This is a genomic window from Streptomyces sp. NPDC104367 (assembly GCF_055583825.1).
The window spans coordinates 106264-132520 of the sequence record NZ_JBVJND010000002.1; the positions used below are offsets into that span (position 1 = coordinate 106264).

23 protein-coding genes are annotated in these 26257 nt (G+C 70.8%); 4 read left to right on the top strand and 19 right to left on the bottom strand.

Features of this window, described 5'->3' with window-relative positions; all coding sequences use genetic code 11:
* Positions 1-109 precede the first annotated feature (109 nt).
* Both ACZ619_RS03295 and ACZ619_RS03300 read left to right on the top strand, forming a co-directional pair.
* Positions 110-883: an IclR family transcriptional regulator gene (locus ACZ619_RS03295; protein ID WP_469593488.1), complete on the top strand. Its 774-nt coding sequence runs from the start codon at positions 110-112 to the stop codon at positions 881-883.
* A gap of 101 nt (positions 884-984) precedes the next feature.
* Positions 985-2445 (top strand): peptidoglycan D,D-transpeptidase FtsI family protein, encoded by a 1461-nt coding sequence (locus tag ACZ619_RS03300; protein ID WP_469593490.1) that lies wholly within the window; start codon positions 985-987, stop codon positions 2443-2445.
* A gap of 58 nt (positions 2446-2503) precedes the next feature.
* Here ACZ619_RS03300 and ACZ619_RS03305 read toward each other — a convergent pair whose 3' ends face one another.
* Positions 2504-3955: an NCS2 family permease gene (locus ACZ619_RS03305; protein ID WP_469593492.1), complete on the bottom strand. Its 1452-nt coding sequence runs from the start codon at positions 3953-3955 to the stop codon at positions 2504-2506.
* Positions 3956-4141: 186 nt separating this feature from the next.
* Here ACZ619_RS03305 and ACZ619_RS03310 point away from each other — a divergent pair, with 186 nt between their 5' ends.
* Positions 4142-4714, top strand: a complete 573-nt coding sequence (locus ACZ619_RS03310; protein ID WP_469593494.1) for a SigE family RNA polymerase sigma factor — start codon at positions 4142-4144, stop codon at positions 4712-4714.
* Entirely contained in the window at positions 4711-5562 is an 852-nt protein-coding gene (locus tag ACZ619_RS03315) for a hypothetical protein (RefSeq protein ID WP_469593496.1), read from the top strand. Before ACZ619_RS03310 ends, ACZ619_RS03315 begins: the two co-directional genes overlap by 4 nt.
* Before the next feature lie 196 nt (positions 5563-5758).
* Here ACZ619_RS03315 and ACZ619_RS03320 read toward each other — a convergent pair whose 3' ends face one another.
* The 18 genes from ACZ619_RS03320 to ACZ619_RS03405 form a co-directional block, all read right to left on the bottom strand.
* Positions 5759-6913: a right-handed parallel beta-helix repeat-containing protein gene (locus tag ACZ619_RS03320; RefSeq protein WP_469593498.1), complete on the bottom strand. Its 1155-nt coding sequence runs from the start codon at positions 6911-6913 to the stop codon at positions 5759-5761.
* A gap of 111 nt (positions 6914-7024) precedes the next feature.
* Entirely contained in the window at positions 7025-7822 is a 798-nt protein-coding gene (locus ACZ619_RS03325) for an HAD family acid phosphatase (protein WP_469593500.1), read from the bottom strand.
* A 143-nt stretch (positions 7823-7965) separates the two neighbouring features.
* Positions 7966-9078 (bottom strand): right-handed parallel beta-helix repeat-containing protein, encoded by a 1113-nt coding sequence (locus ACZ619_RS03330; RefSeq protein WP_469593502.1) that lies wholly within the window; start codon positions 9076-9078, stop codon positions 7966-7968.
* Positions 9079-9100: 22 nt separating this feature from the next.
* Positions 9101-10141, bottom strand: a complete 1041-nt coding sequence (locus ACZ619_RS03335; protein WP_469593503.1) for a pectinesterase family protein — start codon at positions 10139-10141, stop codon at positions 9101-9103.
* A gap of 1 nt (position 10142) precedes the next feature.
* Positions 10143-11261: a pectinesterase family protein gene (locus tag ACZ619_RS03340; protein WP_469593505.1), complete on the bottom strand. Its 1119-nt coding sequence runs from the start codon at positions 11259-11261 to the stop codon at positions 10143-10145.
* Positions 11262-11375: 114 nt separating this feature from the next.
* Entirely contained in the window at positions 11376-12689 is a 1314-nt protein-coding gene (locus tag ACZ619_RS03345) for a pectate lyase family protein (RefSeq protein WP_469593507.1), read from the bottom strand.
* A 17-nt stretch (positions 12690-12706) separates the two neighbouring features.
* Complete coding sequence (locus ACZ619_RS03350; protein ID WP_469593509.1) at positions 12707-13480, bottom strand: rhamnogalacturonan acetylesterase; 774 nt, start codon at positions 13478-13480, stop codon at positions 12707-12709.
* Positions 13481-13593: 113 nt separating this feature from the next.
* Positions 13594-14928 carry an ABC transporter substrate-binding protein gene (locus ACZ619_RS03355; protein WP_469593511.1) on the bottom strand — a complete coding sequence of 445 codons (1335 nt, stop codon included), beginning with the start codon at positions 14926-14928 and terminating at the stop codon, positions 13594-13596.
* Positions 14929-15060: 132 nt separating this feature from the next.
* Positions 15061-16566 (bottom strand): glycoside hydrolase family 43 protein, encoded by a 1506-nt coding sequence (locus ACZ619_RS03360; RefSeq protein ID WP_469593513.1) that lies wholly within the window; start codon positions 16564-16566, stop codon positions 15061-15063.
* On the bottom strand, positions 16563-17408 hold the full coding sequence (locus ACZ619_RS03365; RefSeq protein ID WP_469593515.1) for a DUF6807 domain-containing protein: 846 nt from the start codon (positions 17406-17408) through the stop codon (positions 16563-16565). The genes ACZ619_RS03360 and ACZ619_RS03365 overlap by 4 nt, the downstream gene beginning before the upstream one ends.
* The gene (locus ACZ619_RS03370; RefSeq protein WP_469593517.1) at positions 17405-18553 is read right to left on the bottom strand and encodes a Gfo/Idh/MocA family protein; all 1149 of its coding nucleotides are present in this window, start codon (positions 18551-18553) and stop codon (positions 17405-17407) included. Before ACZ619_RS03370 ends, ACZ619_RS03365 begins: the two co-directional genes overlap by 4 nt.
* 94 nt (positions 18554-18647) lie before the next feature.
* Positions 18648-19532, bottom strand: a complete 885-nt coding sequence (locus tag ACZ619_RS03375; protein ID WP_469593519.1) for a carbohydrate ABC transporter permease — start codon at positions 19530-19532, stop codon at positions 18648-18650.
* Positions 19529-20464, bottom strand: coding sequence for a carbohydrate ABC transporter permease (locus tag ACZ619_RS03380; protein WP_469593521.1), 936 nt, complete (start codon positions 20462-20464; stop codon positions 19529-19531). Before ACZ619_RS03380 ends, ACZ619_RS03375 begins: the two co-directional genes overlap by 4 nt.
* Positions 20465-20562: 98 nt before the next feature.
* Entirely contained in the window at positions 20563-22293 is a 1731-nt protein-coding gene (gene araD, locus ACZ619_RS03385) for an L-arabinonate dehydratase (protein ID WP_469593523.1), read from the bottom strand.
* Positions 22281-23192 (bottom strand): dihydrodipicolinate synthase family protein, encoded by a 912-nt coding sequence (locus ACZ619_RS03390; protein ID WP_469593525.1) that lies wholly within the window; start codon positions 23190-23192, stop codon positions 22281-22283. The genes araD and ACZ619_RS03390 overlap by 13 nt, the downstream gene beginning before the upstream one ends.
* Positions 23189-23845 (bottom strand): GntR family transcriptional regulator, encoded by a 657-nt coding sequence (locus ACZ619_RS03395; RefSeq protein ID WP_469593528.1) that lies wholly within the window; start codon positions 23843-23845, stop codon positions 23189-23191. The genes ACZ619_RS03390 and ACZ619_RS03395 overlap by 4 nt, the downstream gene beginning before the upstream one ends.
* Before the next feature lie 198 nt (positions 23846-24043).
* Positions 24044-24796, bottom strand: a complete 753-nt coding sequence (locus ACZ619_RS03400; protein ID WP_469593531.1) for an MBL fold metallo-hydrolase — start codon at positions 24794-24796, stop codon at positions 24044-24046.
* An 88-nt stretch (positions 24797-24884) separates the two neighbouring features.
* The gene (locus tag ACZ619_RS03405) at positions 24885-26228 is read right to left on the bottom strand and encodes a hypothetical protein (RefSeq protein WP_469593534.1); all 1344 of its coding nucleotides are present in this window, start codon (positions 26226-26228) and stop codon (positions 24885-24887) included.
* Positions 26229-26257 lie beyond the last annotated feature (29 nt).

Below are 26257 nucleotides of genomic sequence, written 5' to 3' on the forward strand. Positions count from 1 at the left end.
CCGGGTGATTCACCAGGGACGTTCGATATACTGAACGCTGTCTCTGATGATGAATACGCTGTTGGAGACTATATCTTCGGTTTCTCGTCCAACGAAGGGGTCAGGGGCGATGACGGCAGGCGAGACAGGCGGCGGGGCGCAGGTCAAGTCCGCGGTGCGGACCGTGGAATTGCTGGAGTACTTCGCCGGCCGGCCCGGGATGCACTCCCTCGCGTCCGTGCAGGAGGCCGTCGGATATCCCAAGTCCAGCCTCTACATGCTGCTGCGCACGCTGGTGGAGCTGGGCTGGGTGGAGACGGACGCGACCGGCACCCGGTACGGCATCGGGGTGCGGGCGCTGCTGGTCGGCACCTCCTACATCGACGGCGACGAGGTGGTCGCGGCGGCCCGGCCGACCCTGGACCGGCTCTCCGACGACACCACGGAGACCATCCACCTGGCGCGTCTCGACGGCACCAACGTGGTCTACCTGGCCACCCGCCAGTCCCAGCACTACCTGCGCCCCTTCACCCGGGTCGGCCGCCGCCTGCCCGCGCACTCCACCTCCCTCGGCAAGGCGCTGCTCGCCACCCACACCGACGAGCAGGTCCGCAAGCTGCTGCCGGAGACCCTGCCGGCGCTGACCGAGCACACCATCACCGACCGCGAGAAGCTCATCGAGGAACTGCACCGGATCCGCGAGCAGGGCTTCTCGGTCGACCACGAGGAGAACACGCTCGGGCTGCGCTGCTTCGGTGTCGCCATCCCCTACCGCACCCCGGCCCGCGACGCGATCAGCTGCTCGGTCCCGGTGGCCCGCCTCACCCCCGCCCACGAGCAGATGATCAAGGACGCCCTGTTCGACGCGCGCGACCGCCTGACGCTGGCGACCCGGCGGCTCTGACCCCCGGGCCGGCCCGGTCCCGTACGCCCTGGATGAACGGACGATGAGAAATCCGGCCGTAGGGAACGAACCGCCCGCCTTCGGTCGTCTGTCTGAGCGGGATGAACAAGACGATCAGGCGGGCGTCCGTCTTCGCGCTGCTGCTCGTGCTCGCTCTGCTGGTCAGGGCGACATGGGTGCAGTTCTACGACGGCCAGGCCCTCGCGGACGACACGGACAACCGGCGCAACGTCATCGAGACGTACTCGCAGCCGCTCGGGAACATCGTCGTGGCCGGTGAGTCGGTCACCGGCTCGGCGAGATCCTCGGACGGCAGCGACCTCAAGTACAGGCGCACGTACACGGACGGCAGCCTGTACGCGGCGGTGACGGGCTATGCCTCGCAGAGCTATGCCCCGACCCAGCTGGAGGGCATCTACGAGGACCTGCTCAACGGCACCGACACCCGGCTCAAGACGGTCATGAACACGGTCACCGACGAGCGCGCCGAACCGGGCGACGTGATCACCACGATCGACCCGGCCGTCCAGAAGGCCGCGTACAAGGCGCTGGGCGGCAAGAAGGGCGCGGCCGTCGCCATCGACCCCGAGACCGGCAGGATCCTCGCCGTGGTGTCGACCCCGTCGTACGACCCCGCCTCGCTCACCGACGCCGACACCGCGGGCACGGCCTGGAAGGAGCTGACCGCCGACAGCGACAAGCCGCTCACCAACCGGGCCCTGCGCCAGCCGCTGCCGCCGGGCTCGACGTTCAAGCTGGTGGTCGCCGCGGCGGCCCTGGAGAACGGTCTCTACCCGAACGTCGACACGAAGACCGTCAGCCCGGACCCGTACACCCTGCCCGGCACGACCACCCCGCTGCGGAACGAGAACACCTCGGCGCCCTGCGAGAACGCCTCGATCCGCACCGCCCTGCGCTACTCCTGCAACAACGTCTTCGGCAAGATGGCCGTCGACCTCGGCCAGGACAAGGTGCGGGCGATGGCCGAGAAGTTCGGCTTCAACGACGACAAGCTGGACGTGCCGGTGCGCGCCTACGCCAGCGTCTACCCCACGGGCATGGACAAGGCCCAGACCGGCCTCTCCGGCATCGGCCAGTTCGACGTCACGGCGACCCCGCTCCAGATGGCCATGGTGTCGGCCGCCATAGCCAACGACGGCAAGCTGGTCTCGCCGCACATGGTCGCCCAGATCACCGACAGCGGCGGTGACGTGCTGGAGAACTACGACGACGAGTTGGACACCAAGGAGATCGTCAGCTCCTCGACCGCCGAGCAGCTCCAGTCCGCGATGCAGACGGTCGTCGAGGACGGCACGGGCACGAACGCGCTGATCGACGGCGTGACGGTGGGCGGCAAGACGGGCACGGCCCAGCACGGCGAGAACAACAGCAAGACGCCGTACGCCTGGTTCACGTCGTACGGCAAGTCGGACAGCACCGGCAAGGAGGTCGCCGTGGCGGTGGTCGTCGAGCAGTCGGACGCGGCGAGGTCGGAGGTCAGCGGCAACGGTCTGGCGGCGCCGGTGGCGAAGGCGATGATGCAGGCGGCCTTGAAGAGCTGAGGCTCCCGGCGCGACCGGCCACGGCCTCCGTCGTGGCCGGTCGCGTCCGTGGGGCGTCCTACTTCACGCCCAGCACCTGCTCCACCGGATCGATCGCGAAGTACACCAGGAACAGCGCGGACACGACCCACAGCAGCCAGTTGACCTCCTTCGCCTTCCCCAGCACCGCCTTGATCACGACGTACGCGAGGAAGCCCGCCCCGATGCCGTCCGTGATCGAGTAGGTGAACGGCATCGCGGCGATGGTCAGGAACGCCGGGACGGCGATCTCGTACCTGTCCCAGTCGATGTGCTTGACGTGGGTCATCATCAGGAAGCCCACGGCGATCAGCGCGGGCGCCGCCGCCTGGAGCGGGACGATGGTCAGCAGCGGCGTGAGGAAGAGCGCCAGTCCGAAGAGCCCGCCGGTGACCAGGTTGGCGAAGCCGGTGCGGGCCCCCTCCCCCACGCCGGCCGCCGACTCGATGTACGCCGTGTTGGAGGAGGCCGAGCCGATGCCGCCGGCCACGGCCGCCGCGCCGTCGATGAACAGCACCCGCCCGATGCCGGGCACCTGCCCCTTGTCGTCGAGCAGCCCGGCCTCGGCGCTGACGCCGACGATCGTGCCCATGGCGTCGAAGAAGTCGGACAGGATCAGGGTGAAGACCAGCAGCACCGCGGTGAGGACACCGGCCTTGGCGAAGCCGCCGAACAGGCTGAAGTGACCGACGAGCCCGAAGTCGGGCGCGGCCACGATCTTGTCGGGGATCTTGGGCGTGGTCAGGCCCCAGCTCTTGATGTCGGCGACCGAGTCGATGACGATCGCCACCAGGGTCATCGTGACGATGCTGATGAGGATCGCGCCCTTCACCTTGCGGGCGACCAGCGCGATGGTCAGGAGCACGCCAAGACAGAAGACGAGTACGGGCCAGCCCGTCAGCCGGCCGACCGCGCCCAGCTGCACCGGCACGGTGGTGTCCGCGGCGTCCGGGATCCGGCTGACGAAGCCCGCGTCGACGAAGCCGATGAACGCGATGAACAGGCCGATGCCGACGCCGATCGCCTGCTTCATCTGCTGCGGGATGGCGTTCATGATCGCCTCGCGCAGACCGGTCACGACCAGCACGCAGATCAGCAGGCCTTCGAGGACGACCAGGCCCATCGCGTCGGACCAGCTCATCAGCGGCGCCAGCTGGAAGGCGACGACGGCGTTGAGGCCGAGGCCGGCCGCGATCGCCAGCGGCAGGTTCCCGCCGACACCCATGATGATCGTCATCACACAGGCCACCAGCGCGGTGGCGGTGACGAGTTGGCCGGTGTCGAGGGTGTGCCCGAACTTGTCCTTGGCGCTGCCGAGGATGATGGGATTCAGGACAAGGATGTAGGCCATGGTGAAGAACGTGGCGAAGCCGCCGCGTATCTCCTGGCCGAAGGTGGATCCCCGCTCGGAGATCCTGAAGAACCGGTCGACGCCGTTCCCGGCGGGTGGCGCCGCGGTCGGCGGCGGGTCCGCCTTCTGGGTTTCGGACATGCTCGAACTCCTCGTCGCCTGTACGTTCGTGTGCGGATGCTGGCTGGATTGTTCCCGCGTTGAACCTGTTTCAGGTTTTCCCCGTGTTACGGAATCGAACTCGGTCACCGAACCCCCGTACCGGGCACACGAAACGACCACTGCTACGCTCCGAATCTCGCCAAAACGTTCCTTCGGAGGTCACCCGTGGGCACAGTCGTCGATGACGACGCCTCCGTGGAGTTCCATGCCTTCTTCGAACGCCACTACGCCGAACTCTCGCGTCTCGCCCACCTGTTGACCGGCGAGCCCGACGCCGCCGACGACCTGGCCGCCGATGCCCTGCTGGCGCTGTGGCACCGCTGGGACCGGGTGCGCGCGGCCGACCACCCGGTGGCCTACGCCCGGGGCGTCGTCGCCAACCTGGCCCGTACCCGCATCCGCAGCGCCGTCCGCGAGCGGCGCCGGGTCGCCCTGTTCTGGTCGCACCGCGAGGAGCGGACCGAGAACCCGGACATCGCCGGAGTCGTCGACGTCCAGGGGGCGTTGCGCCGCCTGCCGTTCCGCAAACGGGCGTGTGTGGTGCTCCGGCACGCGTTCGACCTGTCGGAGAAGGACACCGCGCTCGCCCTGGGGATCTCGGTGGGTACGGTTAAGAGCCAGACGTCGAAGGGCATGGCCGAGCTCCAGAAGCTGCTCGGCGGGTCCCCGGGCGTTCCGCAGAAGGTGCACGCGGCGATGGCGCCGCGCGCCGGCGGGAGCGGAGGTAGGAACCGATGAGGCAGCAGGACGTGCACGACGAGCTGCGCGCCCGGCTGCACGAGGCGGCCGGGGAGCACGAACCCGACCGCGCCCGCATCCTGGCCCGGGTGGAGCGGGGCATGACCGCGCAGAGCCGTCCCGGCCACCGCGCCACCCTGCCGCCCGTGTTCGGCTGGGTCCGGGTGGTCAGCGCCACGGCCGCGGTCGCCGCGGTCCTCGGTGTCGGCGGCTACGCGGTCGCCTCGGCGGTGAAGGACACGCCGGCCGAGAAGACCGTCGCGGTGTCGCCGGCGCCCTCCGGGTCCCCGGACGCGACCTCGCGCCCGCCGTCCCGTTCGGCCGCCCCGCCGGCGCCCAGCCCGTCGGCCGAGTCCTCCTCGCCCTCCGCCGGTCCGACGCACACCTCGACCCCGAAGGCCTCCGCCACCGCCACGGCACCCGCCGCGCGCGGCGAGGAGGACGGCGCGCTGTGGTCCGACGGCTCGGTCGACCCGCACAGCAACGACTTCTGGGCGCAGTCCGACGTGACGCTGAAGACCACCGAGCGGCTCACCTCGCTCACGGTCCGGCTGAAGGTGGCCCAGACCGGCGGGGTGTCCGACGCCGGTGCCTGGCGCTCGCTGCCGGAGACCGACTTCACGCTGACGGTGGCCGAGCAGGACGGCTACCTGGTCTACACGTGGACGCTCAAGCCGGGCGCCGAGGTCGCGGTCGGCGAGTGGGTGTTCGCGGGCCAGTACAACCACGAGCGCGGCAGCCGTGACGCCAAGGACGACAGCTACACGGTCACGGGCGGCGGCGACGGCGAGCGGTACGCGGTGACCGGCGGCTTCGCCACCCACACGACGGACGACGGCGACTCGTAGGAAAGTTCCGGGAACGCGGCAACCTTTTCCCCGCCGGCGGCGACCAGGAGCAGGCGGGCGGGGAGGTGGCACGGCTCCCGGTGGTGAGGTCCGGGAACACGCCGCCCCGAACGGCCGGCCGGACACGGTTTCCCGCGCCCTAGAAGAAGCGGCAGGAGCGCGGGGAACCGTGGGCCGGGCACGGGTCGTCGCGCCGTCAGTCCATGGTCGCCCCGATGGTGGCGGACCCCGTGGTCAGGAAGGTCGTGGCGGGCAGCGAACCGTCGGAGCCGCGGGCCCCGTACGCGGTCGTCGCGTCCGTCGACCTGAAGGCGGGCGTGCTCACCCCGCTGTCCCAGCTGTTCGCCGCGGACACGGTCGACGAACCCAGCTTGTCCGCCCCGCCCTTGTTGCCCACCGCGAGGTTGCGGGCCAGCCGGGCCCTGCCGGTGGCGAAGTAGAAACCGGCCTCGCCGTTCGCGTACGCCGTGTTGCGGTTCAGCACGACCGCCCCGGTGTTGGAGTTCTCGGTGAACCCGTTCAGCGTGTTGTCCCAGGACGCGTCGTCGTTGACGACGTGCGCGACGGCGACGCCCCCGCCGCCCAGCTTGAACCCGTTGCCGTTGCCCTCGAACGCGGAGTCGTTCCACCGGTTCTTGCCGTTGCCGAAGGCCCAGCTGTGCTCGATGGTGACCGGCGAGGAGAACTGCCAGAGGTCGAGACCGTCGTCCGAGTTGTTGTAGAGGCGGGCGCCGGTCACCTTGTTCCCCGTGCCCGAGCCGAACTTGATGGCGATGCCGTCCGCGTTCTGCCCGTGCCCGGAGGCGTCGTAGTTGCCGTGACTGTCCAGGTTCTGGACGAGGTTGCCGACGGTGTCGTCGCCGCGCAGTGTGAAGCCGGAGTCGCCGTTGTTCGCGGTGACGAGGTTCTTGAAGACGCCGCCGGTGGACGAGGTGACGACGAAGCCCTGGGCCGGGGAGTTCTGGAAGGTGAGGTCCTGGACGGTCCAGTGGCTGCCGTAGATCCCGGTCAGCCAGGAGCCGGCGGGCAGCTTGGAGCCGTCGATCCTCACCTTCTCGCCGCTGTGGGCCTTGAACGTGATGCGGCTGGAACTCGTGCCGCTGGCGGTCGACTTGAGGGTGGCCGTCGGGTAGTAGGTGCCCGCGCGCACCTGGATGACGGTCCCGGCGGCGGTGTTCGCGACGGCCGACTGGAGCTGTGCCGTGGTGGAGACGGTGACCGTGCTGGTGGCGGCCTGGGCACCGCCGTTCGACAGGCCGAGGTAGACGCCTCCCGCTCCCGCGGCGACGGCCACCGTCGCGGCGATCGAGAGCGTACGCGTCCTGCGGTGTCGTCCGGTGCTGAGACGCACGGGCCGTTCCTTTCCTTGACGATGGGGAGCGAAACGGGCCGGAGGGGCCGCCCCGGCCCGTTTCTGTCTCCCAGTCGCCGCCGCGGCCGGAAAGGGTTGCCGCCCTTCCGGTTACGACACGAAGTACGTCGGGTTCGGCAGCTTGTAGGTGCGGTCCGCGTAGCCGCCGTCCAGGTCCGAGTACTGGTCGCCGAAGTTGGCGACGATCTCGTACCCGAGGTCGTCCTCGATGTGCTTGCGGGTGCCGGCCTTGTACTGCACGGTCGTGCAGTTCCAGGTGCCCGCCGTGGCGCAGGAGCTGAGGTAGGACGGCGGGTTGGCCTTGTCCTTGAGGAACATGTGGGCGGCGTCGAGGTTGACGTCCGCGCCGATCTTCTTGAGGTTGTCGACGGCGGCGGTGCGCTGCGCCTCGCTCAGACCGGAGTTGTAGAAGACCTCCACGCCCTTCTGATGCGCGTACCGGACGAGTTCCGCGCTGCCGAACACGGCCGGCCGGTCGGCCTTGTTGACGTAGTCGGCCCAGGTGGTCGAGTTGTACGTGTAGTTGTACCGCTTCTCGTAGTCTAGGCTGAGCAGCAGCGTGTCGTCGATGTCGAAGACGACCGCGGGCTTCTCGCCCCGGTGGTGCGCCTTGCGCGCGGCCTGGTCGATGTACTTCCTGGCGGCCGCGTCGATGCGGGCCAGGTCCTTGGCGTACGGGCTGTCCGCGGACGCCTGGTACACGCCGTTGGCGTCGGCGGCGGTGCCGTAGTAGGTGTCGATGTCCTTCACCAGCAGCCCGATGTTGTAGGGCTCGTGGGTGGAGTTCGCCGTCGACTGACCGGCGGTGGCGGCACCGGCGCCGTAGAGGGCGCCTCCGGCGACGGCACAGGAGGCGACGATCGCCGCGATCCGAAGTGGCTTATTCATGACAGGAGTTCTACGCGCGTCACCCGGGTGGGCGCGAGACCCGTTGCCCGATCGATACCTCATCCACAGGCAAAAAGCGGGTCAAGCGCCCTGGACGGAGGGGTTCCGGTTGTCTGTCCGTTGTCCGTCTACCGGGCTCCCGCTCAGTCCATCGTGGCCCCGATGGTCGTGCTCCCCGTGGTGAGGAAGGTGGTGACGGGCAGCGAGCCGTCGGACTGCCGCGCGTTGTACGCCGTCGTGGCGTCCGTCGACTTGAAGGCGGGGGTGCTGATGCCGCTGTCCCAGTTGTTGCCGGCCGAGACCACCGACGAGCCCTTGCTGACCGAGCCGCTGCCGTTGCTCACCGCGAGGTTCTTGCCGAGGCGCGAGGCGCTGGTGGCGAAGTAGTAGCCCCAGCCGCTGTTGGCGTAGGCGGTGGTGCGGTTGATGACGATCGCCCCGGTGTTGGAGTTCTCGGTGAAGCCGTTGCCGGCGTTGCCCCAGGCGGCGGAGTTGTTGACGACGTGGGCGACGGTGACGCCGTTTCCGCCCAGCTTGTAGCCGTTGCCGTTGCCCTCGAAGGCGGAGTCGCCCCAGCGGTTGACGCCGTTGCCGAAGGACCAGCTGTGCTCGATGGTGACCGGCGAGGAGAAGGACCACAGGTCGATGCCGTCGTCCGAGTTGTTGTAGAGACGGGCGCCGGTGACGAGGTTGCCGGTGCCGGAGCCGAACTTGATGGCGACGCCGTCGGCGTTCTGGCCGTGCGTGGCGGCGTCGTAGTTGCCGTAGCTGTCCAGGTTCTTCACGGTGTTGTTGACCGTGTCGTCGCCGGTGAGCGTGAAGCCCGAGTCGCCGCCGTTGATGGTCTTGATGTTGCTCCAGTTGGTGCCCGTGCAGGACTGGCAGACCACCGCGCTGTCCGGGGAGTTCTGGAAGGTGATGTTGGAGACGTTCCAGTAGTCCGCGGTCAGCTTGAAGATCCAGGAGCCGGAGGCGAGCGAGGAACCGTCGATCTTGACGGTCTCCGAGCCGTACGCGGTGAGCGTGATCGGCGCGGAGGAGGTGCCGTTCGCCGTGGACTGGAGGGTGGCCGTCGGGTAGTAGGTGCCGCCGCGGACCTGGATGACGGTGCCGGCCGTGGCGTTCTTGATGGCGCTGGTCAGGTCGGTGGAGTTGCTGACCACGACGGTCGCCGCGTGTGCCGGGGTGGCGAGGACGGCGAGGCCGAGCGAGGCCGTGGTCACGGCGAGGGCGGTGAAGGTGCTGAGTCGACGCATGACGTGCGGGTCCTTTCGTCGATCAGGGTGAGGGGATCGGACGTCCCAGGGGGTTCCAGTCGCCGAGGTAGGCCGCGGGGGTGTGCGACAGCGCCTCGGCGTCGGTGAGCTGGGGCCGGTTCTCGGGCACGGTGATCACCGCGCCCGGACCGGAGTTGCGGTACTCGGCGAACCGCATGGACTGCCAGGGGTAGGCGTCCCGCATGTTCGTGTAGGGCGCGACGGGGTCGATCCCGGGGCCGATGAGACTGTCCCGCACGACCAGCGAGGGCCAGGCGGTGGTCTCGTACGTCGGCACCCAGGGCCGCGCCAGTTTGTACGCCCCGTCCTCCGCTCCGGAGGAGAACCGGCAGCGGAGGGCGAGGAACCCGTACGGGTTCGCACGGGCGGTCGAAGGGGCGAACACCATGCCCTTGGGCGTGAAGGCCACGTCCCGTTGCAGGGTGCGGAAGTGGCAGTGCTCGTACACCGCCCGCGCCCGGCCGAAGACGAAGTCGACGTCTCCCTCGATGTGGCACCGGCGGAAGTACTGCCGGTCGAAGGAGCCGAGCGCGGTGGTGTCGGCGAACAGGGTGTCCTGGTGGGCCAGGAGCCGCACGTTGTCGACGTGCGTGCGGTCCCCGGTCAGGCAGGCGGCGACGGCCTGGGTCCCGGTGATGTCCGGGTGGTCGGCGCGCAGCCAGTCGTTGGCGAGGGTGAGGTCGCGGACGACGAGCCCCGGCGCCGCCGAGGTGAAGGTGGCGGAGCCCGCAATGCCGTAGGTTCCCGAACCGTCCGGCTTCTGGGTCCCGTTGGCGTTGTCGTACACGATGACGACGGCCCGTGGGTCGCGCCCGGCGCCCCGGATCGTCAACTCGGCCTTCTCCGCGGGCACGTTGACGACCTCGCGGTACGTTCCCGGATGGACGACGATCGTCCGTCCGGGGCCGTCCGCCGCGTCCACGGCGGCCTGCACGGAGTCGCCGGGCCGGACGTGCAGGACACGGCGGTCGCGGGTGAAGGCGGTGGCCGAGCCCACGGTGAGCGCGGCGCCCGCGGCGAGGAGTGCGCGTCGGGTCGGCACGTCAGCACCCCTGCCACGGGGTCCAGTCGCCGAGGTAGGTCTCCCGGGTCGCGGACCCGGCCTCCTCGTCGGTGAGCTGGGGCCGGTTCTCGGGGACGGAGACGACCGCGCCCGGGCCGGTGTTGCGGTACTCGGCGAAGCGCTGGTCCTGCCAGGGGTGGCTCGCCGACATGTCGGTGTAGGGGGCGACGGCGTCGATCCCGGCGCCGAGCCGGCTGTCCCGGACCACGAGCGAGGGCCGGGCGGTGGTGTCGGAGCTGGGCACCCAGGGCCGGGCCAGCTTGTAGGAGGCGTCCGGCGCCGCGCTGGTCACGCTGGAGCGGCTGACCAGGTAGCCGTACGGGTTGGCGGCCGCCGTGGAGGGCGCGAAGACGAACCCGTAGGGGGCGGCGGCGAGGTCGGTCCGGTCCAGGGTGCGGAAGCGGCAGTCCTCGAACACGGCGCTCGCCCGCCCGAAGACGAAGTCGACGTCTCCCTCGACGTGGCAGCGCGCGAAGTACTGGCGGGCGAAGACGGCCAGGGCCGTGGAGTCGGCGTACAGGGTGTCCTGGTGGCCGAGGAAGCGGCAGTCGAGGAAGGCGGACCGGTCGCCCTGCACCTTGAGGGCGACGGCCTGGGTGCCGGTGATGTCCGGGTGGTCGGCGCGCAGCCAGTCGTTGGCGAAGGTGATCCAGCGGGCGGTGAACCCGGCGGCCTGCACCGTGGTGGTGGCCGAGCCGCTGGTGCCGTAGGTCCCCGAACCGTCCGGTTTCTGGGTGCCGTTGGCGTTGTCGTAGACGATGACGACGGCACGCGGGTCCTCGGCGGCACCGATCCAGGTGGCCTCGGTGCGGGTGGTGTCGACGGCGACGGTCTCCCGGTAGACGCCCGGGGCGAGGACCAGGGTCCGTCCGCTGCCGGTGGCGGCGGTGACGGCGGCCTGGACGGTGGTGAAGTCACCGCGCCCGTGGGCGTCGACGTACAGGGTCTGCGGGGAGAGGCGGTGCTCCGGGGAGCCGTAGCGCCCGAAGGGGCGGCCCGAGGCGTGCGCGGGGCGGGCGCCCAGGGCGAGCGCGGCGCCCGCCCCGGCGCCCGCGAGCAGGAAACCCCGTCTGGACAGGGGGAGGTGGGGCGAGGACATGCGGGTGCTCCTTGACGGTGGCGGGAGAGGAGGAAGAAGAAGGGGTGGCGGTACGTCCTTCGCGGTGGGGGGGGGTGGGGGCCGGGACGCGGAGTGCCCCGGCCCCGTGGGGTGTCAGCTCAGGCGGCCGGCGCCCGCGCCGCAGTCGACGATGCGCGGCACGGCCTGCGCGGGGTCGATCCGGGTGCGCAGGGTGGGGGTCCAGCCGGCGCCGGACTGGAGGATCTCGCCCGGGACCTCGGTGTTGTGGACGGCGATGAGGTCGGTGAGGACGCCGTTGACGTAGTTGTCGTCGGCGGTGAGCGGCGCCTCCTTCCACTTCTTCAGGATCGAACCGGTGCCGACCCCGTCGGCGAGGGTGAACGCGTTGTGCTCGGCGACGAGCTGGGACTCCATGCCGATGCCGTAGCTGTAGCCGTAGCCGTCCTCGGCGACGAAGTGGTTGTTGTAGGAGTCGACCTGTCCGAAGCGGACCCGGGGCGCGCGCTCCACCAGGTTGGAGAAGAGGTTGTGGTGGAAGGTGACCCTGAGGTGTCCCCGGTCGACGGCGGCCGTGGCGGCGCTGTCGCTGTTTCCGATGAGGATCGTCTTGTCGTGGTCCTCGAAGACGTTCCAGGAGGCGGTGACGTAGTCGGCGCCCTTGACGATGTCCAGCTCGCCGTCGTGCTGCTCGTAGATCCGCCCGTAGTAGTAGGGCAGCGTGCTGTCCGGGTGGTCGCCGTCGGTGAACGTGTTGTGGTCCATCCACACATGGGTCGACCCGTAGATGACGGCGCTGTCGTACTCGGAGTTCCAGTTGCCGTCGGCGGTGTCGGTCGGGTCCCACTGCGGGAAGCAGTCCAGCGGGCTCTCGAAGCCCAGGTTGCGGACGATGACGTTGTCGACGGCCTTGATCTGCAGGCTGGCGCCCTTGAAGCCGGCGTCCTTGCCGATGCCGACGATGGTGGTGTTGGCCGGGACGTACGCCTTGATGTAGGCGTCCTGGTTGGCCTGGGAGGCGCGGCGCAGCCCCTCCGGGCTGTCGTCGGGCTCGCTGTCGAGGTTGGTGGCGCGCCCCCAGACCTCGGGTGAGTAGGTGGCGAGGTAGGTGTCGAAGTCGTAGCCGGGCGCGGCGAACGAGTCGCAGCCGGGCCCGTCCGCGTCGATGGTGCCCTCGACTCGGATGATCTTCGGCGCGCTGCCGCCGTCGGCGAGGGCCGCCTTGAACTGGTCCCAGGTGGTGACGGTGTAGACGTGCGCGGCGTCGGCGGCGGACCCCCCGGTGGTCCCGGTGGTGGCGGCGCCCCAGCCGTCGTTCGCGGCCAGCACCTGGCGGTCGGTGGCGACCCGGTGCGGGGCCGCCTGGGCGGTCCCGGTCACGGCCAGCACGAGGGCCGTGCAGCCCACGACCGCCCCTATGACACGTCCATGACATTTCTGTGTACGCACTGTGCGGTTCTCCTCGGCTATGCGGGTGGCCAGGTGATCCAGGAAGTCGGTATGTCCTCGTGCAGCCGGACGACGTCGTGCCGGGCCAGCACCCGGGTGCGCAGCAGTTCCCGTGCCACGAGCCGGGCCACGGCGATGGCCCCCGGCGGGTTGAAGTGGGTGTTGTCCTGCTCGGTGTCCGTCCAGTTGAAGTACGTCTTGGTCGCCTCGACCCCGAGCGACTGCCACAGCGCGAGCGACAGCGCCTCGATGTCGAGCAGCGCCACGTGCTCCTGCTCCGCCAGCGCACGCATCGCCGCCGGGTAGTCGCCGTGGGTCGGCACGGCGTTGCCGTCCGCGTCGAACTTGCGCCGTTCGACCGGGGTGGCGAGCACGGGCCGGGCACCGCGGGCCCGCGCCCCGTCGAGGTACATCCGCAGATAGTCCTGGTACGTCGACCAGGGCTCGGTGTACCGCGTCGGATCGGCGCTCTTCTCGTCGTTGTGCGCGAACTGGACGAGGAGCAGGTCGTGCGGCCGGATGGCGGCGAGGATCGCGTCCAGCCTCCCCTCGTCCACGAAGCTCTTGGAACTCCGCCCGTTCACGGCCTGGTTGGAGACGGTGGTCCGCGCACGGAGGAAGAAGGGGAGCGCCATCCCCCACCCGGTCTCCGGAGCCGCGTCGGCGTACTTCTGGGCGGCGGTGGAGTCGCCGGCGATGTAGAGGGTGCGGTGGGTTCCCCCGGGGCCGCGACCGGCGAGCGGAACGGCGGCGAGAGCCGCGGATGTTACCTGTCTGCGCGTAAGGGACACGTGGGCCGCCTTTCAAACAGGGATCGAGGTGTCTGTCCTGCCCAGGGGCGCGGGGAACTGCGCGACCGGCCGCGACGGCCCCGCAGTCCCCCACAGCCGCGAACCATCCGGCCTCAGTGGTTCTTCTTCCAGTCCGCCTGGGCCTTGTCGAGCTGGTCGGCCAGCGTGTCCAGGAACTCCTTCGCCGTCAGCTTCCCGAGCAGCACCTTCTGGAAGTTCGGCTCGTTGTCGGCCTTGGAGATGGTGTTCCAGTCCGGCAGGTAGTAGGGCAGCTGCACGATCTTCGTGGTCGCCCCGCCGAGCGCCTCGGCGGCCAGCTTCGTCGGCTCCGACGACTGGACCCACGAGTCCTGCGCCGCCTCGTTGTTCGCCGGCACCTGCCCCGCCGACTCGTTCCACTCGCTGTTGGCCTTGTGCGAGGCCGCGAACTCGATGAACTTCCAGGCCGCGGACTTGTTCTTGCTGGACTTGAACAGCCCGAGCCCGTCGACGGGGTTGGAGACCTGCACCCGGGTGCCGTCGTCCAGCGTCGGGTTCGGGATGCCCTTGAACTTGCCGCTGAGCGCCTTCTCGTGGTCGGCGTAGGAACCGAGGTTGTGGCTCAGCATCCCGATCGTGCCGGAGTCCCACTGCGCGACCATCTTGGTGAAGTCGTTGTTGACGTCGGCGGACGGCGTGTCCTTCTTGTACAGCCCGACGTACTTCTCCAGCGCGGCCACGTTCTCCGGGTCGTTGACGGTGGTCTTGTCGCCGTTCCAGAAGGAGGTGATCCCGCTCTGCCCGTAAGTGGCGTCCAGCGCCTGGGCGATGGAGCCCTCACCGCCCCGGATGGTGTACCCGAACTCGTTCTTCGCCCGGTCGGTGAGCTTGGCCGCGGCCGTGAAGAAGTTCGTCCAGGTGGTCGGCGCGTCCAGTCCGGCCGCCTCGAACAGGTCGGTCCGGTACCAGAGCGTGCCGTTGTTCGCGGACGTCGGCACCGAGTAGGTCTTGCCGTCGCCGCCCGCCGCCTTGACGCTCGCCAGGAAGTTGTCGCCCAGCTTGCCGTTCAGCGAGCTCTTGGACAGCCGGCCGTCCAGCGGCTCCAGCGCGCCCTGCGCGGCGACCTCCGCGAGCATCGCGGTGCCGACCCCGCCGACGTCCGGCAGCCCGCCGCCCTGGATGGCGGTGTCGTACTTGGACTGGACGCTGGCGGCGGGCACGCCGACGTACTTGACCTTGATGTCGGGGTTCTGCTTCTCGAAGTCGGCGATGATCTGCTTCCAGACGTCGGTGCGGACACCGCCGTTGTTGTCCCAGAACGTGATCGTGCCCTTGCCGGAGCCCTCGCCGCCCTTGTCCCCCGCGCTGCCGCTGCCGTCGTCGCCGCAGGCGGTGGCGGTCAGCGCGAGCACGGAACCCAGGGCGACGGCGACGGCCGCACGCCTGCTTCTGCGGATGCTGCTCTTCATCGGTCGGCTCTCTTCCTCGGGTCTCTTCTTCGGGATCCAGCGGACATGTGGAGCTGTGGGAGAAGTCGGTTCCTGGTCGGGCAAGCGCTTGCTACGGGGATGCGTCATTGCGGCTCCCTGGGGTGGTGTGGACTACCTGGCGCTGATCCGGAACTGGCTGAAGGTGGCCGCACCGGCGGGGCCAGGCCCCTCGGGCGCGACGGCGAAGAGGCCGAGCAGGGCGCCGACCCAGCGCCAGGGCGTGGCGGTGAACACCGGTCCGGACGGGACGGGGCCCGCCCCCACGTCGAAGGAGAACCGGCAGCGCGCGCCGGCGGCGATCTCGATCCGCAGCCGGGCCCGTCCCGCGGGCGCGGGGCACGCGGACGCGGCGTCGCGTTCCGTCTCGGCGACGGCCTCGGCGAACCGGTGCACCAGCCGTACGCCCCCGTCCGGCCCGCGCTCCAGGCCGATCCAGCCGAAGGCGTCCCCGAGCACCGCGAGCCCGGCCCGCGCGCCGGGCTCGGCGCCGTCCAGCCGGAGTCCGACCTCGACCGTGCACGGCGTACCGGGCAGCCGCTGGGTCAGCACGTTCGGCAGCCGCCTCAGGTCAAACGCGTCGGACGAGCGCACGCACGTCAGCCGCAGCCCGTCCGCCGAGTGCTGGGTCGCCCAGCCGTCCCGCGGGTTGGCCGTCCACTGCCACTGCCGTCCGAACCGCCCGCCGGGGAAGTCGTCGTCGGTGGCGGGCGCGGCGGGCGGCTGCGCCGGCAGAGCGGGCCGCCGGTGCACGGCGACGGGCGCGCCTCGTTCGCCGAGCACCGGCCAGCCGTCCTCGCCCCAGCGCATCGGCTGGAGGTGGACCACCCTGCCGTAGGCCCCGCGCTGCTGGAAGTGCAGGAACCAGTCCTCGCCGCCGCGGGTCCGCACCCAGCCGCCCTGGTGCGGCCCGTTGACGTCGGTGTCCCCCTGCTCCAGCACGATCCGTTCCTCGTAGGGCCCGAAGAACCCGCGGGAGCGCAGGGCGCCCTGCCAGCCGGTCGCCACTCCCCCGGCGGGCGCGAGGATCCAGAACCAGCCGTCGTGCCGGTGGAGCTTGGGCCCTTCGAGGGTGAACCAGCCGGGGATGCGGTCCCCGTCGACGACGGTCTTGCCCGCGTCGAGCAGCGAGGTGCCGTCGGGGTGCATCCGGTGGCCGGTGAGCCGGTTGCCGATCCCGCAGCGGGACCTCGCCCAGGCGTGCACGAGGTACGCCTCGCCGGTCTCGTCGTCCCACAGCGGGCAGGGGTCGATGAGTCCCCTGCCCTCCTTCACCAGGTGCGGGCTGGTCCAGGGGCCCCTGATCTCGGCCGCGTTGACCTGGAAGATGCCGTGGTCGGGATCGCCCCAGAAGATCCAGAAGCGGTCGTCGTGATGGCGCAACGAGGGCGCCCAGACGCCGCGGTCGTGCCGTGGGACCGTGAACTCCCCCTCCGGCACCAGGCGTTCGAGGGCATGGCCGACGAGGGTCCAGTTCACCAGGTCGCGGGAGTGCAGCAGCGGCAGGCCGGGAGCACGGCCGAAGCTGGAGGCGGTCAGGTAGAAGTCGTCGCCGACGCACACGACGTCGGGGTCGGACCAGTCGGCGTCCAGGACCGGGTTGGTGTAGGTCGCCGTCACCGGGTCACCGCCTTCCGGGCCAGCGAGGCCGCCTCGTCGCGGCCGAGGCGGCCGTCCGCGACGACGGTGACGATCCGGCGGACGACCGTCCCGCCGGCCGGGACCGGCAGCCGCCCGGTGTGGGCCAGCGAGGAGCCGACGCCCGGGTACTCGGCGGTCCGCACGAACCAGGGGTCGTGGCGGGTCTCCTCGGTGGCCCCGGCGAAGACCAGCGTCCAGTCGGTGCCGGCCATCGCCAGCCAGTCGGCGCCGCGGCCGTGCACCGCCGGCTCCCCCTCCCGGTCCGCCGTGAAGACGTCCGGCGCGGCGGCCTCCTTACGGGCCCGCCAGAAGAAGCCGCCGTAGGCCGCGCCGGGGCGCCCGTTGGTGGCCGGGCTGCCGATGGACAGCGGGCCGCCGGTGACGTCGGTCAGCGAGAACGTGAAGTCCAGCGCCCAGGCGGTGTCGGTGAGTTCGACGGCCGCGACGGTGCGCCGCTCGCGCAGCAGCCCGGTCCCGGTGGAGCCGACCCAGCGCAGCTCCTCGACGAAGCCGTCGGGGTCGCTGAGCTGGAAGGCGACATGGCGCTGGGTGCCGTGGTCGTCCAGCTCGGTCGGCCCCCGGTCCCGGACGAAGGTCCGTCCGCCCCAGAAGTTGTGCCCCTCGACGTCGGGAACGGCGACACCGACGCCGAGGTGATGGAGGTGGTCGGCGGGCGCCAGCTCGGTGACCACCGTGCCGGCCAGGGTGGTGACGGGGTGGAGGTAGGGGCGCGGGGAGAGGCGGGCCGGGAGCCTGTGGTGTGTCACGTACCACGCCACCGGCCGCCCCGCGGCCGTCAGCACCGGGCTGTCTGCTGTCATGTGCTCACCTCGTTCGGTGGGGCCCAGGGGGCGCCCAGCTCGGAGTAGAGGGCGAGGGTGTCGGCGGCGGCGGTGACCAGGCCGTCGATGCCGGTCACCACCCGGCGGTCCTCGTCGGGCAGGAGGTGCCAGGCGCCGGCGGGCAGCGCGGCCGGGTCGTCGGCCAGCCGGATCGCCTCCACGACCTTCATGAAGGCGCCGGTCGCGTCGGGCTCGACGAGCAGCTCGGCGCCCGTGGTGAGGTGGTCGGCGAGGTTCTCCAGCAGGTCCGTACGGTCGAAGTCGATCTCCTGCGGGCCGTGGCCCGCCCGCTGCACCAGCACGCGGTCCTGCTTGTACCAGAAGGTGATCCGGCCGCTGGAGCCGTGCACCAGGACGTAGGGGTCGCCCGGTTCCTCGGCGCAGAGCGTGGCGGCGACAGTGACCGGGCCGTGCGGGGTGGCGACGCGGACGCAGGAGGTGTCGTCGGACTCGATGTCGTTGGCGCGCAGCAGTTCGGTCTCGATGCCGGTGACGTCCTCGGCGCGGGTGGTGCCGAGCAGGGCGAGGCCGGTGGCGACGGCGTGCGCGAGCGGGTTGGTGAGGACGCCGTCGATGACGTCGACGCCGTTCAGCCGCCGCTTGCCGGCCCAGGGGGCGCGCCGGTAGTAGGACTCGGCGCGGGCCCAGGCGCCGGCGCCGCCCACCCCGGTCACCTCGCCGATGGCGCCCTCGGCCATCAGCTTCCGGATCGCCGGCACGGCCTGCGAGCCCAGCGACTGGAAGCCGATCTGGCAGGCCACACCCGCCTTGGCGACCCCGTCGGCCATCCGCCGGAACTCGGCGTACGACGGCGCAGGCGGCTTCTCCAGCAGCAGGTGCACCCCCCGCTCGGCGGCGGTCAGGGCCAGGTCGGTGTGGGTGGGGATGGGCGTGCAGACGACGGCGATCCGGGCGCCGGTCGAGTCGAGCAGGACGCCGAAGTCGGCGGACTGCTCGGGCGAACCCAGCCCCTCGGGCAGCTCGTCGGCGCCCATCGGGGTCAGCTCGCAGATACCCGCCAGCCGCACGACCCCCTTGTCCTGGAGCCGCCGGATGTTCTCCAGGTGCCAGTGGCCGTGGCCGCGCGCTCCGGCCAGGACCACGTCGATGGGTGAAGAGTTCACAGCGTCCTCCCTGCGTTGTCGATCTTTGCGTGCAGGGTAAGCGTCCGGGCCGCCCGGACCGGGAGGCGTCTCATGAGGTGTCCCGTGCGGTGGCTCATCCCTTCACCGCCCCCGCGCTGAAGCCGGTGATCAGCCACTTCTGGATGAAGGCGAAGACGATCACGACCGGGACGGCGGCGACGATCCCGCCAGCGGCCAGCGCGCCCAGGTCGACGCTGTCGGCGCTCATCAGGGTGTTGAGGCCGACCGGGATGGTCTGCTTGCTCTGGTCGGAGAGGAACATCAGGGCGAACAGGAAGTGGTTCCAGGCGTGCACGAAGGCGAAGGAGCCGACGGCGATCAGGCCGGGCCGCAGCAGCGGGAGCACGACGATCCGGAAGGCGGTGAACCGGTTGCAGCCGTCGACCCAGGCGGCCTCCTCCAGGGAGTACGGCACGTTCCGGATGAAGCCGCTGATCAGGATCATCGACAGCGGGAGCTGGAAGACGGTCTCGGCGACGACGACGCTGCCCAGCGAGTTGATCATCCGCAGGCCGGCGAAGATCTGGAAGAGCGGGACGAGGAGCAGCGCGCCCGGCACGAACTGGGAGCAGAGCAGGGCCAGCATGAAGCCGCGCTTGACCCGGAAGTCGAAGCGGGCGAGGGCGTAGCCGCCGGCCAGGGCGACGACCGTGGTCAGCACCAGGGTCGAGACGCCGACGTAGACGCTGTTGGTGAAGTAGGTGCCGAAGCTGCGCTCGGTCCACACCTTCTGGAAGTGGTCGAAGGTGACCGGCCAGGGGACGAGGGAGGTGGAGCCGGCCGGGCGGAGGGCGAAGAGCAGGATCCAGTAGAAGGGGAGAAGGGTGAACAGGAGGTAGATCCCGAGGGGGAGGTAGATCTGCCAGCGCGGGACCTCGTCCCAGGCGCGGCGCCGCCTTGCGGGCCGGGCGGGTGCGGACACGGCGGGCTCCGCGGTGGGTGCGATCTCGGTGATCACTTCGCCTCGCCTCCGAACTTGCTCAGCCGCAGGTAGACGACCGAGCAGAAGAGCAGGATCACGAACGCGACGGTGGTCAGGGCCGAGGCGTAGCCGAAGTTGTGGGCGTCGACGCTGGTGTTGGCGATGTAGAGGGGGAGGGTCGTCGTCTCCCCCGCCGGGCCGCCTCCCGTCAGGGTGTAGAGCAGGTCGACGTTGTTGAACTCCCACACCGCGCGCAGCAGCGTGGCCAGCACGATGGCGTCCTTGAGGTGCGGCAGCGTGATGTGCCAGAACTGCTTGAGCCGGCCGGCCCCGTCGACCTCGGCGGCCTCGTAGAGGTCCTTGGAGACGGACTGGAGGTCGGCGAGGATGAGGATCGCGAAGAAGGGCACGCCCCGCCAGAGGTCGGCGGCCACGGCAGCGGGGAAGACGGTCCCGGTGTCCGAGAGCCAGCTGGTGCCGTACGACCCGATGCCCGCGTCGGCGAGGTAACGGGTGATGCCCGTCTGGGAGTTGTAGAGGAGCACCCAGATCGCGGAGGTCAGCACGCCGGAGACGGCCCACGGGGAGAAGACCAGGGCGCGGCCCAGCGCCCGGCCCACGAAGGTCTGGTTGACGATCAGCGCGAGCGCGAGGCCGAACAGCAGTTGCAACCCGACCTCCACCACGACCCACTTGGCGCTGAAGGTCAGCGTGTCCCAGAACTGGGGGTCGTGGGCGAAAGCCTGGGTGAAGTTGTCCAGGCCCGCGAAGCCGTTCCGCCAGGGCTTGGTCGGGTTGTAGTTCTGCAGGCTGTAGTAGAAGACGCTGAGCACCGGGTACGCGATGAAGCCCAGCATCAGCAGGGCCGCGGGGGCGATCAGCAGATACGGCAGCCTGCGCGGGGTCGCGGAGGCACGGCGCCGCCGGGGTGGCGCGGGCGGTTTCGCCACGGCTGCGGCTTGGGCCATGACCTGTTCTCCGTTCGCAGTGGGGCAGGTACAGCGGGTACAGGAAGCGCTTGCTACATGCACGTGGTTGAAGCGCTTCGACGATCACGAAAGGGGGGCTAGCCCGCGTACGGGTCGGGCACTTCTCCCGGCCGGGCCAGGAACTCGAAGTCGCAGCCGGTGTCGGCCTGGGTGATCTGCTGGTCGTAGAGCGCGCCGTAGCCGCGCTCGTACCGCGCGGGCGGCGGCGTCCACTCGGCCCGGCGCCGCGCCAGCTCCTCGTCGTCCACGTCGAGCCTGAGGACGCGGGCCTCGACGTCGAGGGTGACCGAGTCCCCGGTGCGGACGAGCGCGAGGGGTCCGCCGATGTACGACTCGGGCGCGATGTGCAGCACGCAGGCGCCGTAACTCGTGCCGCTCATCCGGGCGTCGGAGATGCGGACCATGTCCCGCACGCCCTGTCTGAGGAGGTGGTCGGGGATGGGCAGCATCCCGTACTCGGGCATGCCGGGGCCGCCCTTGGGGCCGGCGTTGCGCAGGACGAGCACGCTGTCGGCGGTGATGCCCAGTGACGGGTCGTCGATGGTGCGCTGCATGGTCCGGTAGTCGTCGAAGACGACCGCGGGCCCGGTGTGCTTGAGCAGGTGCCGTTCCGCGGCGATGTGCTTGATGACGGCGCCGTCGGGGCAGAGGTTGCCGCGCAGCACGGCGACCCCGCCCTCGCTCGCGACCGGGTTGTCGCGGGGCCTGATGACGTCGTCGTCGTGCACCCGGGCGCCGGCGAGCTGCTCGCGGTAGGTGTCGTACGACACCGTCGGCCGGTCGAGGTGGAGCAGGTCGGGGATGCGGGAGAGGAAGCCGGGGAGGCCGCCCGCGAAGTGGAAGTCCTCCATGAGGTACTTCTGTCCGCCGGGCCGGACGTCGGCGAGGACGGGCACGGTGCGGGCGACGCGGTCGAAGTCGTCCAGGGTGAGCCGCACGCCCGCCCGTCCGGCCATGGCGATGAGGTGGATGACGGCGTTGGTGGAGCCGCCGAGCCCGAGGACGGTGGTGACGGCGTCCTCGAAGGCGTCACGGGTGAGCAGCTGGGAGAGCCTGCGGTCCTTGTGGACGAGTTCGACGATCCGCATCCCGGCCAGGGCGGCCATCCTCTCGTGCCCGGAGTCGACGGCCGGGATGCTGGACGCGCCGGGGACGGTGACGCCCAGCGCCTCCGCGGCGGCGGTCAGGGTGGAGGCCGTCCCCATGGTCATGCAGTGTCCGGGCGAGCGGGCCAGGCCGCTCTCCAGCTCCTGCATCTCGCAGTCGCCGATCAGGCCGGCCCGCCGGTCGTCCCAGTACTTCCACATGTCGGTGCCGGAGCCGAGGACCTCGCCCCGCCAGTGGCCGGGGAGCATGGGGCCGGCGGGCACGAAGACGGTGGGCAGGTCGACGGTGGCGGCGCCCATGAGCAGGGCGGGGGTGGACTTGTCGCAGCCGCCCATCAGCACCGCGCCGTCGACCGGGTAGGACCGCAGCAGTTCCTCGGTCTCCATGGAGAGCAGGTTGCGGTAGAGCATCGGGGTCGGCTTCTGGAAGGTCTCGGAGAGGGTGGAGACCGGGAACTCCAGCGGGAAGCCGCCGGCCTGCCAGACGCCCCGCTTGACGGCCTGCGCCCGGTCACGGAGGTGCACATGACAGGGGTTGATGTCCGACCAGGTGTTGAGGATCGCGACGACCGGCTTGCCGAGGTGCTCCTCGGGCAGGTAGCCGAGCTGGCGGGTACGGGCGCGGTGGCTGAAGGAGCGCAGGCCGTCGGTGCCGTACCACTGGTGGCTGCGGAGTTCCTCCGGCCGCTTCACAGCGACCATCCGGCGGCTATGGCGGCGACCTCGGCGCGCTCTTCCTCGGGGAGGTGCCTGCTGGGCGGGCGGACGTCGCGGCGGCACAGGCCGAGGGAGGCGAGGGCCTCCTTGACGACGGTGACGTTGTCGGCGGAGCCGTTGGCGGCGCGGAGTTCCTCGAAGCGGCGGATCTGTTCCCAGACCTTCATGGCGGCCGCGTAGTCGCCGGATCGAAGCGCTTCGATCATGTTCAGCGAAATGGCGGGGGCGACGTTCACCAGACCGGAGGTGAAGCCGGTGGCGCCGGCCGAGAAGTAGGAGGGCGCGTAGGGCTCGGCGAGCCCGGCGACCCAGACGAAGCGGTCCAGCCCCGCGTCCCGGGCGAAGGCCGCGAACTTGGCGGCGTCCGGGACGGCGTACTTGACGCCGATCACGTTGGGGCAGGCGTCGGCGAGTTCGGCGAGGCGGGCCCCGGTGAGCTGGGCGTTGCGGACGTACGGGACGACGCCCAGCTCGGGGACGGACTCGGCGACGGCGCGGTGGTAGTCGACCCAGCCGGACTGGGCGACGTACGGGTGGACGGGCTGGTGGACCATCACCATGTCGGCGCCGTGGTCGCGGGCGTGCCGGGCGGAGGCGACGGCGGTGGGCACGTCGTGGCCGACGCCGACGAGGACCGTGGCCCGGTCGCCGGCCTCGTCGAGGGTCGTCTCGGTGACCAGCCGGCGCTCCTCGGGGGTGAGGGCGTAGAACTCGCCGGTGTTGCCGTTCGGGGTGAGGGTGCGGATCCCGCCGTCGAGGAGGCGGCGCAGCAGGGCCCGGTGCGCGGTCCGGTCGACGCTGCCGTCCGCGGCGAAGGGGGTCACCGGGATGGCCACGACGTCGGCCAGGGCCGCCCGTGGGGTCTCGAACGCCACGCTGCTCATTCCTGACCTTCCTTTGCCTGGGCATCGGGATAGGCACGCTCGACGAAGGACGCGATGTGGGCGTGCAGGGCGCGGGCGGCGCCGTCGGCGTCCCCGTCCAGCGCCAGCCGCAGGATCTCGCGGTGCTCGCCGGCCTCGCGCTCCCAGGAGGGGGAGGCGGCCCAGGCCACGGCGGAGACGAGGGCGGCCTGGTCGCGGACCTCGTCGAGCATGCGGCCGAGCAGCGGGTTGCCGCACGGGAGGTAGAGGGCGCGGTGGAACTCCCGGTTGGCCAGCGAGCGTTCGGCGGTGTCGGTCGCGTCGTCGGCCCGGGTGAGGGCGTCGCGGGCGGCGTCGAGGGAGGCGCCCCTGCGGACGGCGCGTCTGAGCGCCTCGGGTTCGAGGAGCAGCCGGACGTCGTAGACCTCGCGGGCCATGTCCGCGTCCACCATGCGCACCGTGACGCCCTTGTACTGGCTCATCATGACCAGCCCGGTCCCGGCGAGGGTCTTGAGCGCCTCCCGCACGGGGGTCTTGGACACCCCGAACTGGGCGGCGAGCTCGGTCTCCACCAGGGCCTGGCCGGGCGTCAGCTGCCCGGTGAGGATGCGGTGTTTGATCGCGTCCAGCACGAACTGGGTGCGGGACGGGATCGGCATGGGCACAGAGGTCATGCGCGCCTCTCGGGGTCACGTACCGGGCCCTGGGACCCGGTCTGACGTATCTGATCTCGCGTATCGCGTCTCATATATGACGTACGAAGTACGACGCGGATGAAGGTAGGAGGGCGGCCGTGTTTCGTCAATGCTTCTGACAGAGAAGACAGAAAGCGGTTACTGGGGTGCGGTTGCCGGGTCGCTCCGGGCCGGGGCTCAGATGCCCCGGGCCTCGCCCTCCCGCGCCACGCTCGTGGGCCGCCCGAAGACCGCGGCGGCCCGGGCCGCGGCCATCTCCCGGGTCAGGGCCGGTCCCACGTGGGTGATCAGGAGCTCCCGCACCCCGGCCTCCAGGGCGATCCGCCCCGCGTCCTCCGGAGTCAGATGGAACCGTTCGCCATCGCGATGCTCGTCGAGGTCCGCCTCGCAGAGGAAGGCGTCCGCGCGCACGGCCAGCTCGGTCAGGGCGTCGCACGGGCCGCTGTCCCCGGAGTAGGCGAGGACGCTGCCCTGGCATTCGGCGCGCAGTCCGTAGCCCTCGGCGTCGTGGGCGACCGCCCGCGCGGAGAGCCGCAGGTTCCAGTGCTGGACGGTATGGCCGTCGTACAGGGGCCGGAAGTCGAAGACCCCGTTCAGGAAGGCCAGGTCCGCACGGCCGAAGAAGCCCGCCAGGCGGCGGGCGCAGTCCTGCGGGGCGTAGACGAGGATCGGCGCGGGCGGGGTCATCCCGCCGAAGGCGTAGGCGTACGCGGCGGCCAGCAGGTCGGCGCTGTGGTCGGCGTGCAGATGCGAGATCCAGATCGCCGTGAGCCGCGTCGGATCGGTGTGCCGCTGCAATTCCGCGAAGGTCCCGGTGCCCGCGTCCACCCACACCTCGGCACCACCGCCCCGCAGCAGGTACCCGGAGCACGGACGGCCCGGGAGGGGATGCGGAGCGGCGGTGCCGAGGACGGTGAGGCTCAGTGGCATGGCGAAGGAGAATACGGACCCAGGAGGCCGCCCGCTCACCGTTCGGCTTCCCCGTCGCCCACCATGCCCGATATGCCAGGTCCCCGTATCAGGTTCCCCGTATGTCCATGAGGTGGTCGTCGAGGTCCGCCGCCCAGTCCTCGCGGCGCCAGGGCAGCAGTCGCCTGCGCGCCTCCCGCAGGCGGAGCGCCGGAACCCGGCCGCCCGTGCCGGACGCCGCGGTCACGCACTCGTGCAGCAGTTCCGCCGCCGCTCGTGGCTCGCCCAGCCGGATCCGTGCCAGCGCCTGGTCGGTCGTGACGATCACCCGCTGCACCTGCTCCCGTGGAGCCCGTAACGCGAGGGCCGATCGGGCTAACCGGTCGTGCGCGGCAGCCGCGTCGCCGACGTACAACTCGCACACGCCCTCGAAGCCGCGCAGGTGTCCGACCGAGAAACACGTCGGCGCCGGGTCCTCGCCGCGGTCCGCCTCGACGTCGTACCAGGCCAGCCCCAGCGCGGCCCGCGCCTGTCGCTCCTGCCCCGCCCGCGCGGCGATCTCCGCCTGGAGCGCATGGGCTCTGGCCCGCATCAGCGTCGACTCCCCGCGGCCGGCAGTGAACACCGCGTCGCTCACCATGCGCCGGGCACTCCCGATGTCCTGTGCCGAATCCGCCGAATACAGGGTCACCAGCGCATGGCTCATCTGCACAGCGGCGGTACGCCACGGAACACCGAGCCGTACCGCCTCCTGGATCGCCTCCTGGTAGAGCGTCCGCGACGCCGCGTCGTCCCGGGTCTCGAATGCCAGCCGTCCGGCCAGCATGACCGCCGACACCGCCACCTCACGCAGGCCCGGAAGGAGGGGCTCGGGTACCGGACCGGACAAGAGACGGTGTGCCGCTTCCACGGCGGGCGCGAGCAACAGCTGGAGCCGCACCATCGGCAGCGAACCCACCTCGGTGTTGACGTCCGTTACGACCGATGCGAGCCCGGCCACAGTGTCCTCGTCCGCGCGCGTGGGATCACCGAGAGCCGAGGCAAGGCCGCTCTGCACACGGGGCGAGAGCAGAGCGAGCATCCCACCGGTGGAGTCCGTCGCCGCCCGCAGCACCTGGGTGCGGAGTTCGGCGATACGGAGTTCGCTCTCGCCCATGAGCCCGAGCGCCTGGAGGTATTCGGCGAAGTCGCTGCCCGCACCGAGCTGGAGTTCACCGGCAGGGGTACGGGCGTAGAGGTGCGCGAGGAGCAGTTGGTAACGCTCATCGGGTCTGCTCGGGCTGACCGACTCCCAGCGGGCGACGCTCCTTTGCACACCGGCCGCCGTCGGCAGCGGAGGGTGGCGCAGATCCCGTGCGAGTACGACAAGCGCGTGGGCGAGACCGGCGAGCGAGAGGCCCCGCCCCTTGCGTAACCGCTTGAATGTCGCCGCTCCGGCAGTCCTCTCGCGCATGGGGCCATAGTGCACCGGAGCGTGGCCAA

Coding starts and splice junctions, on each gene's coding strand:
- ACZ619_RS03405 (WP_469593534.1), bottom strand. CDS start 26,228: ATGCGCGAGAGGACTGCCGGAGCGGCGACATTCAAGCGGTTACGCAAG.
- ACZ619_RS03400 (WP_469593531.1), bottom strand. CDS start 24,796: ATGCCACTGAGCCTCACCGTCCTCGGCACCGCCGCTCCGCATCCCCTC.
- ACZ619_RS03300 (WP_469593490.1), top strand. CDS start 985: ATGAACAAGACGATCAGGCGGGCGTCCGTCTTCGCGCTGCTGCTCGTG.
- ACZ619_RS03340 (WP_469593505.1), bottom strand. CDS start 11,261: ATGTCCTCGCCCCACCTCCCCCTGTCCAGACGGGGTTTCCTGCTCGCG.
- ACZ619_RS03330 (WP_469593502.1), bottom strand. CDS start 9,078: ATGCGTCGACTCAGCACCTTCACCGCCCTCGCCGTGACCACGGCCTCG.
- ACZ619_RS03380 (WP_469593521.1), bottom strand. CDS start 20,464: ATGGCCCAAGCCGCAGCCGTGGCGAAACCGCCCGCGCCACCCCGGCGG.
- ACZ619_RS03355 (WP_469593511.1), bottom strand. CDS start 14,928: ATGAAGAGCAGCATCCGCAGAAGCAGGCGTGCGGCCGTCGCCGTCGCC.
- ACZ619_RS03395 (WP_469593528.1), bottom strand. CDS start 23,845: ATGACCTCTGTGCCCATGCCGATCCCGTCCCGCACCCAGTTCGTGCTG.
- ACZ619_RS03315 (WP_469593496.1), top strand. CDS start 4,711: ATGAGGCAGCAGGACGTGCACGACGAGCTGCGCGCCCGGCTGCACGAG.
- ACZ619_RS03365 (WP_469593515.1), bottom strand. CDS start 17,408: ATGACAGCAGACAGCCCGGTGCTGACGGCCGCGGGGCGGCCGGTGGCG.
- ACZ619_RS03295 (WP_469593488.1), top strand. CDS start 110: ATGACGGCAGGCGAGACAGGCGGCGGGGCGCAGGTCAAGTCCGCGGTG.
- ACZ619_RS03390 (WP_469593525.1), bottom strand. CDS start 23,192: ATGAGCAGCGTGGCGTTCGAGACCCCACGGGCGGCCCTGGCCGACGTC.
- araD (WP_469593523.1), bottom strand. CDS start 22,293: ATGGTCGCTGTGAAGCGGCCGGAGGAACTCCGCAGCCACCAGTGGTAC.
- ACZ619_RS03325 (WP_469593500.1), bottom strand. CDS start 7,822: ATGAATAAGCCACTTCGGATCGCGGCGATCGTCGCCTCCTGTGCCGTC.
- ACZ619_RS03305 (WP_469593492.1), bottom strand. CDS start 3,955: ATGTCCGAAACCCAGAAGGCGGACCCGCCGCCGACCGCGGCGCCACCC.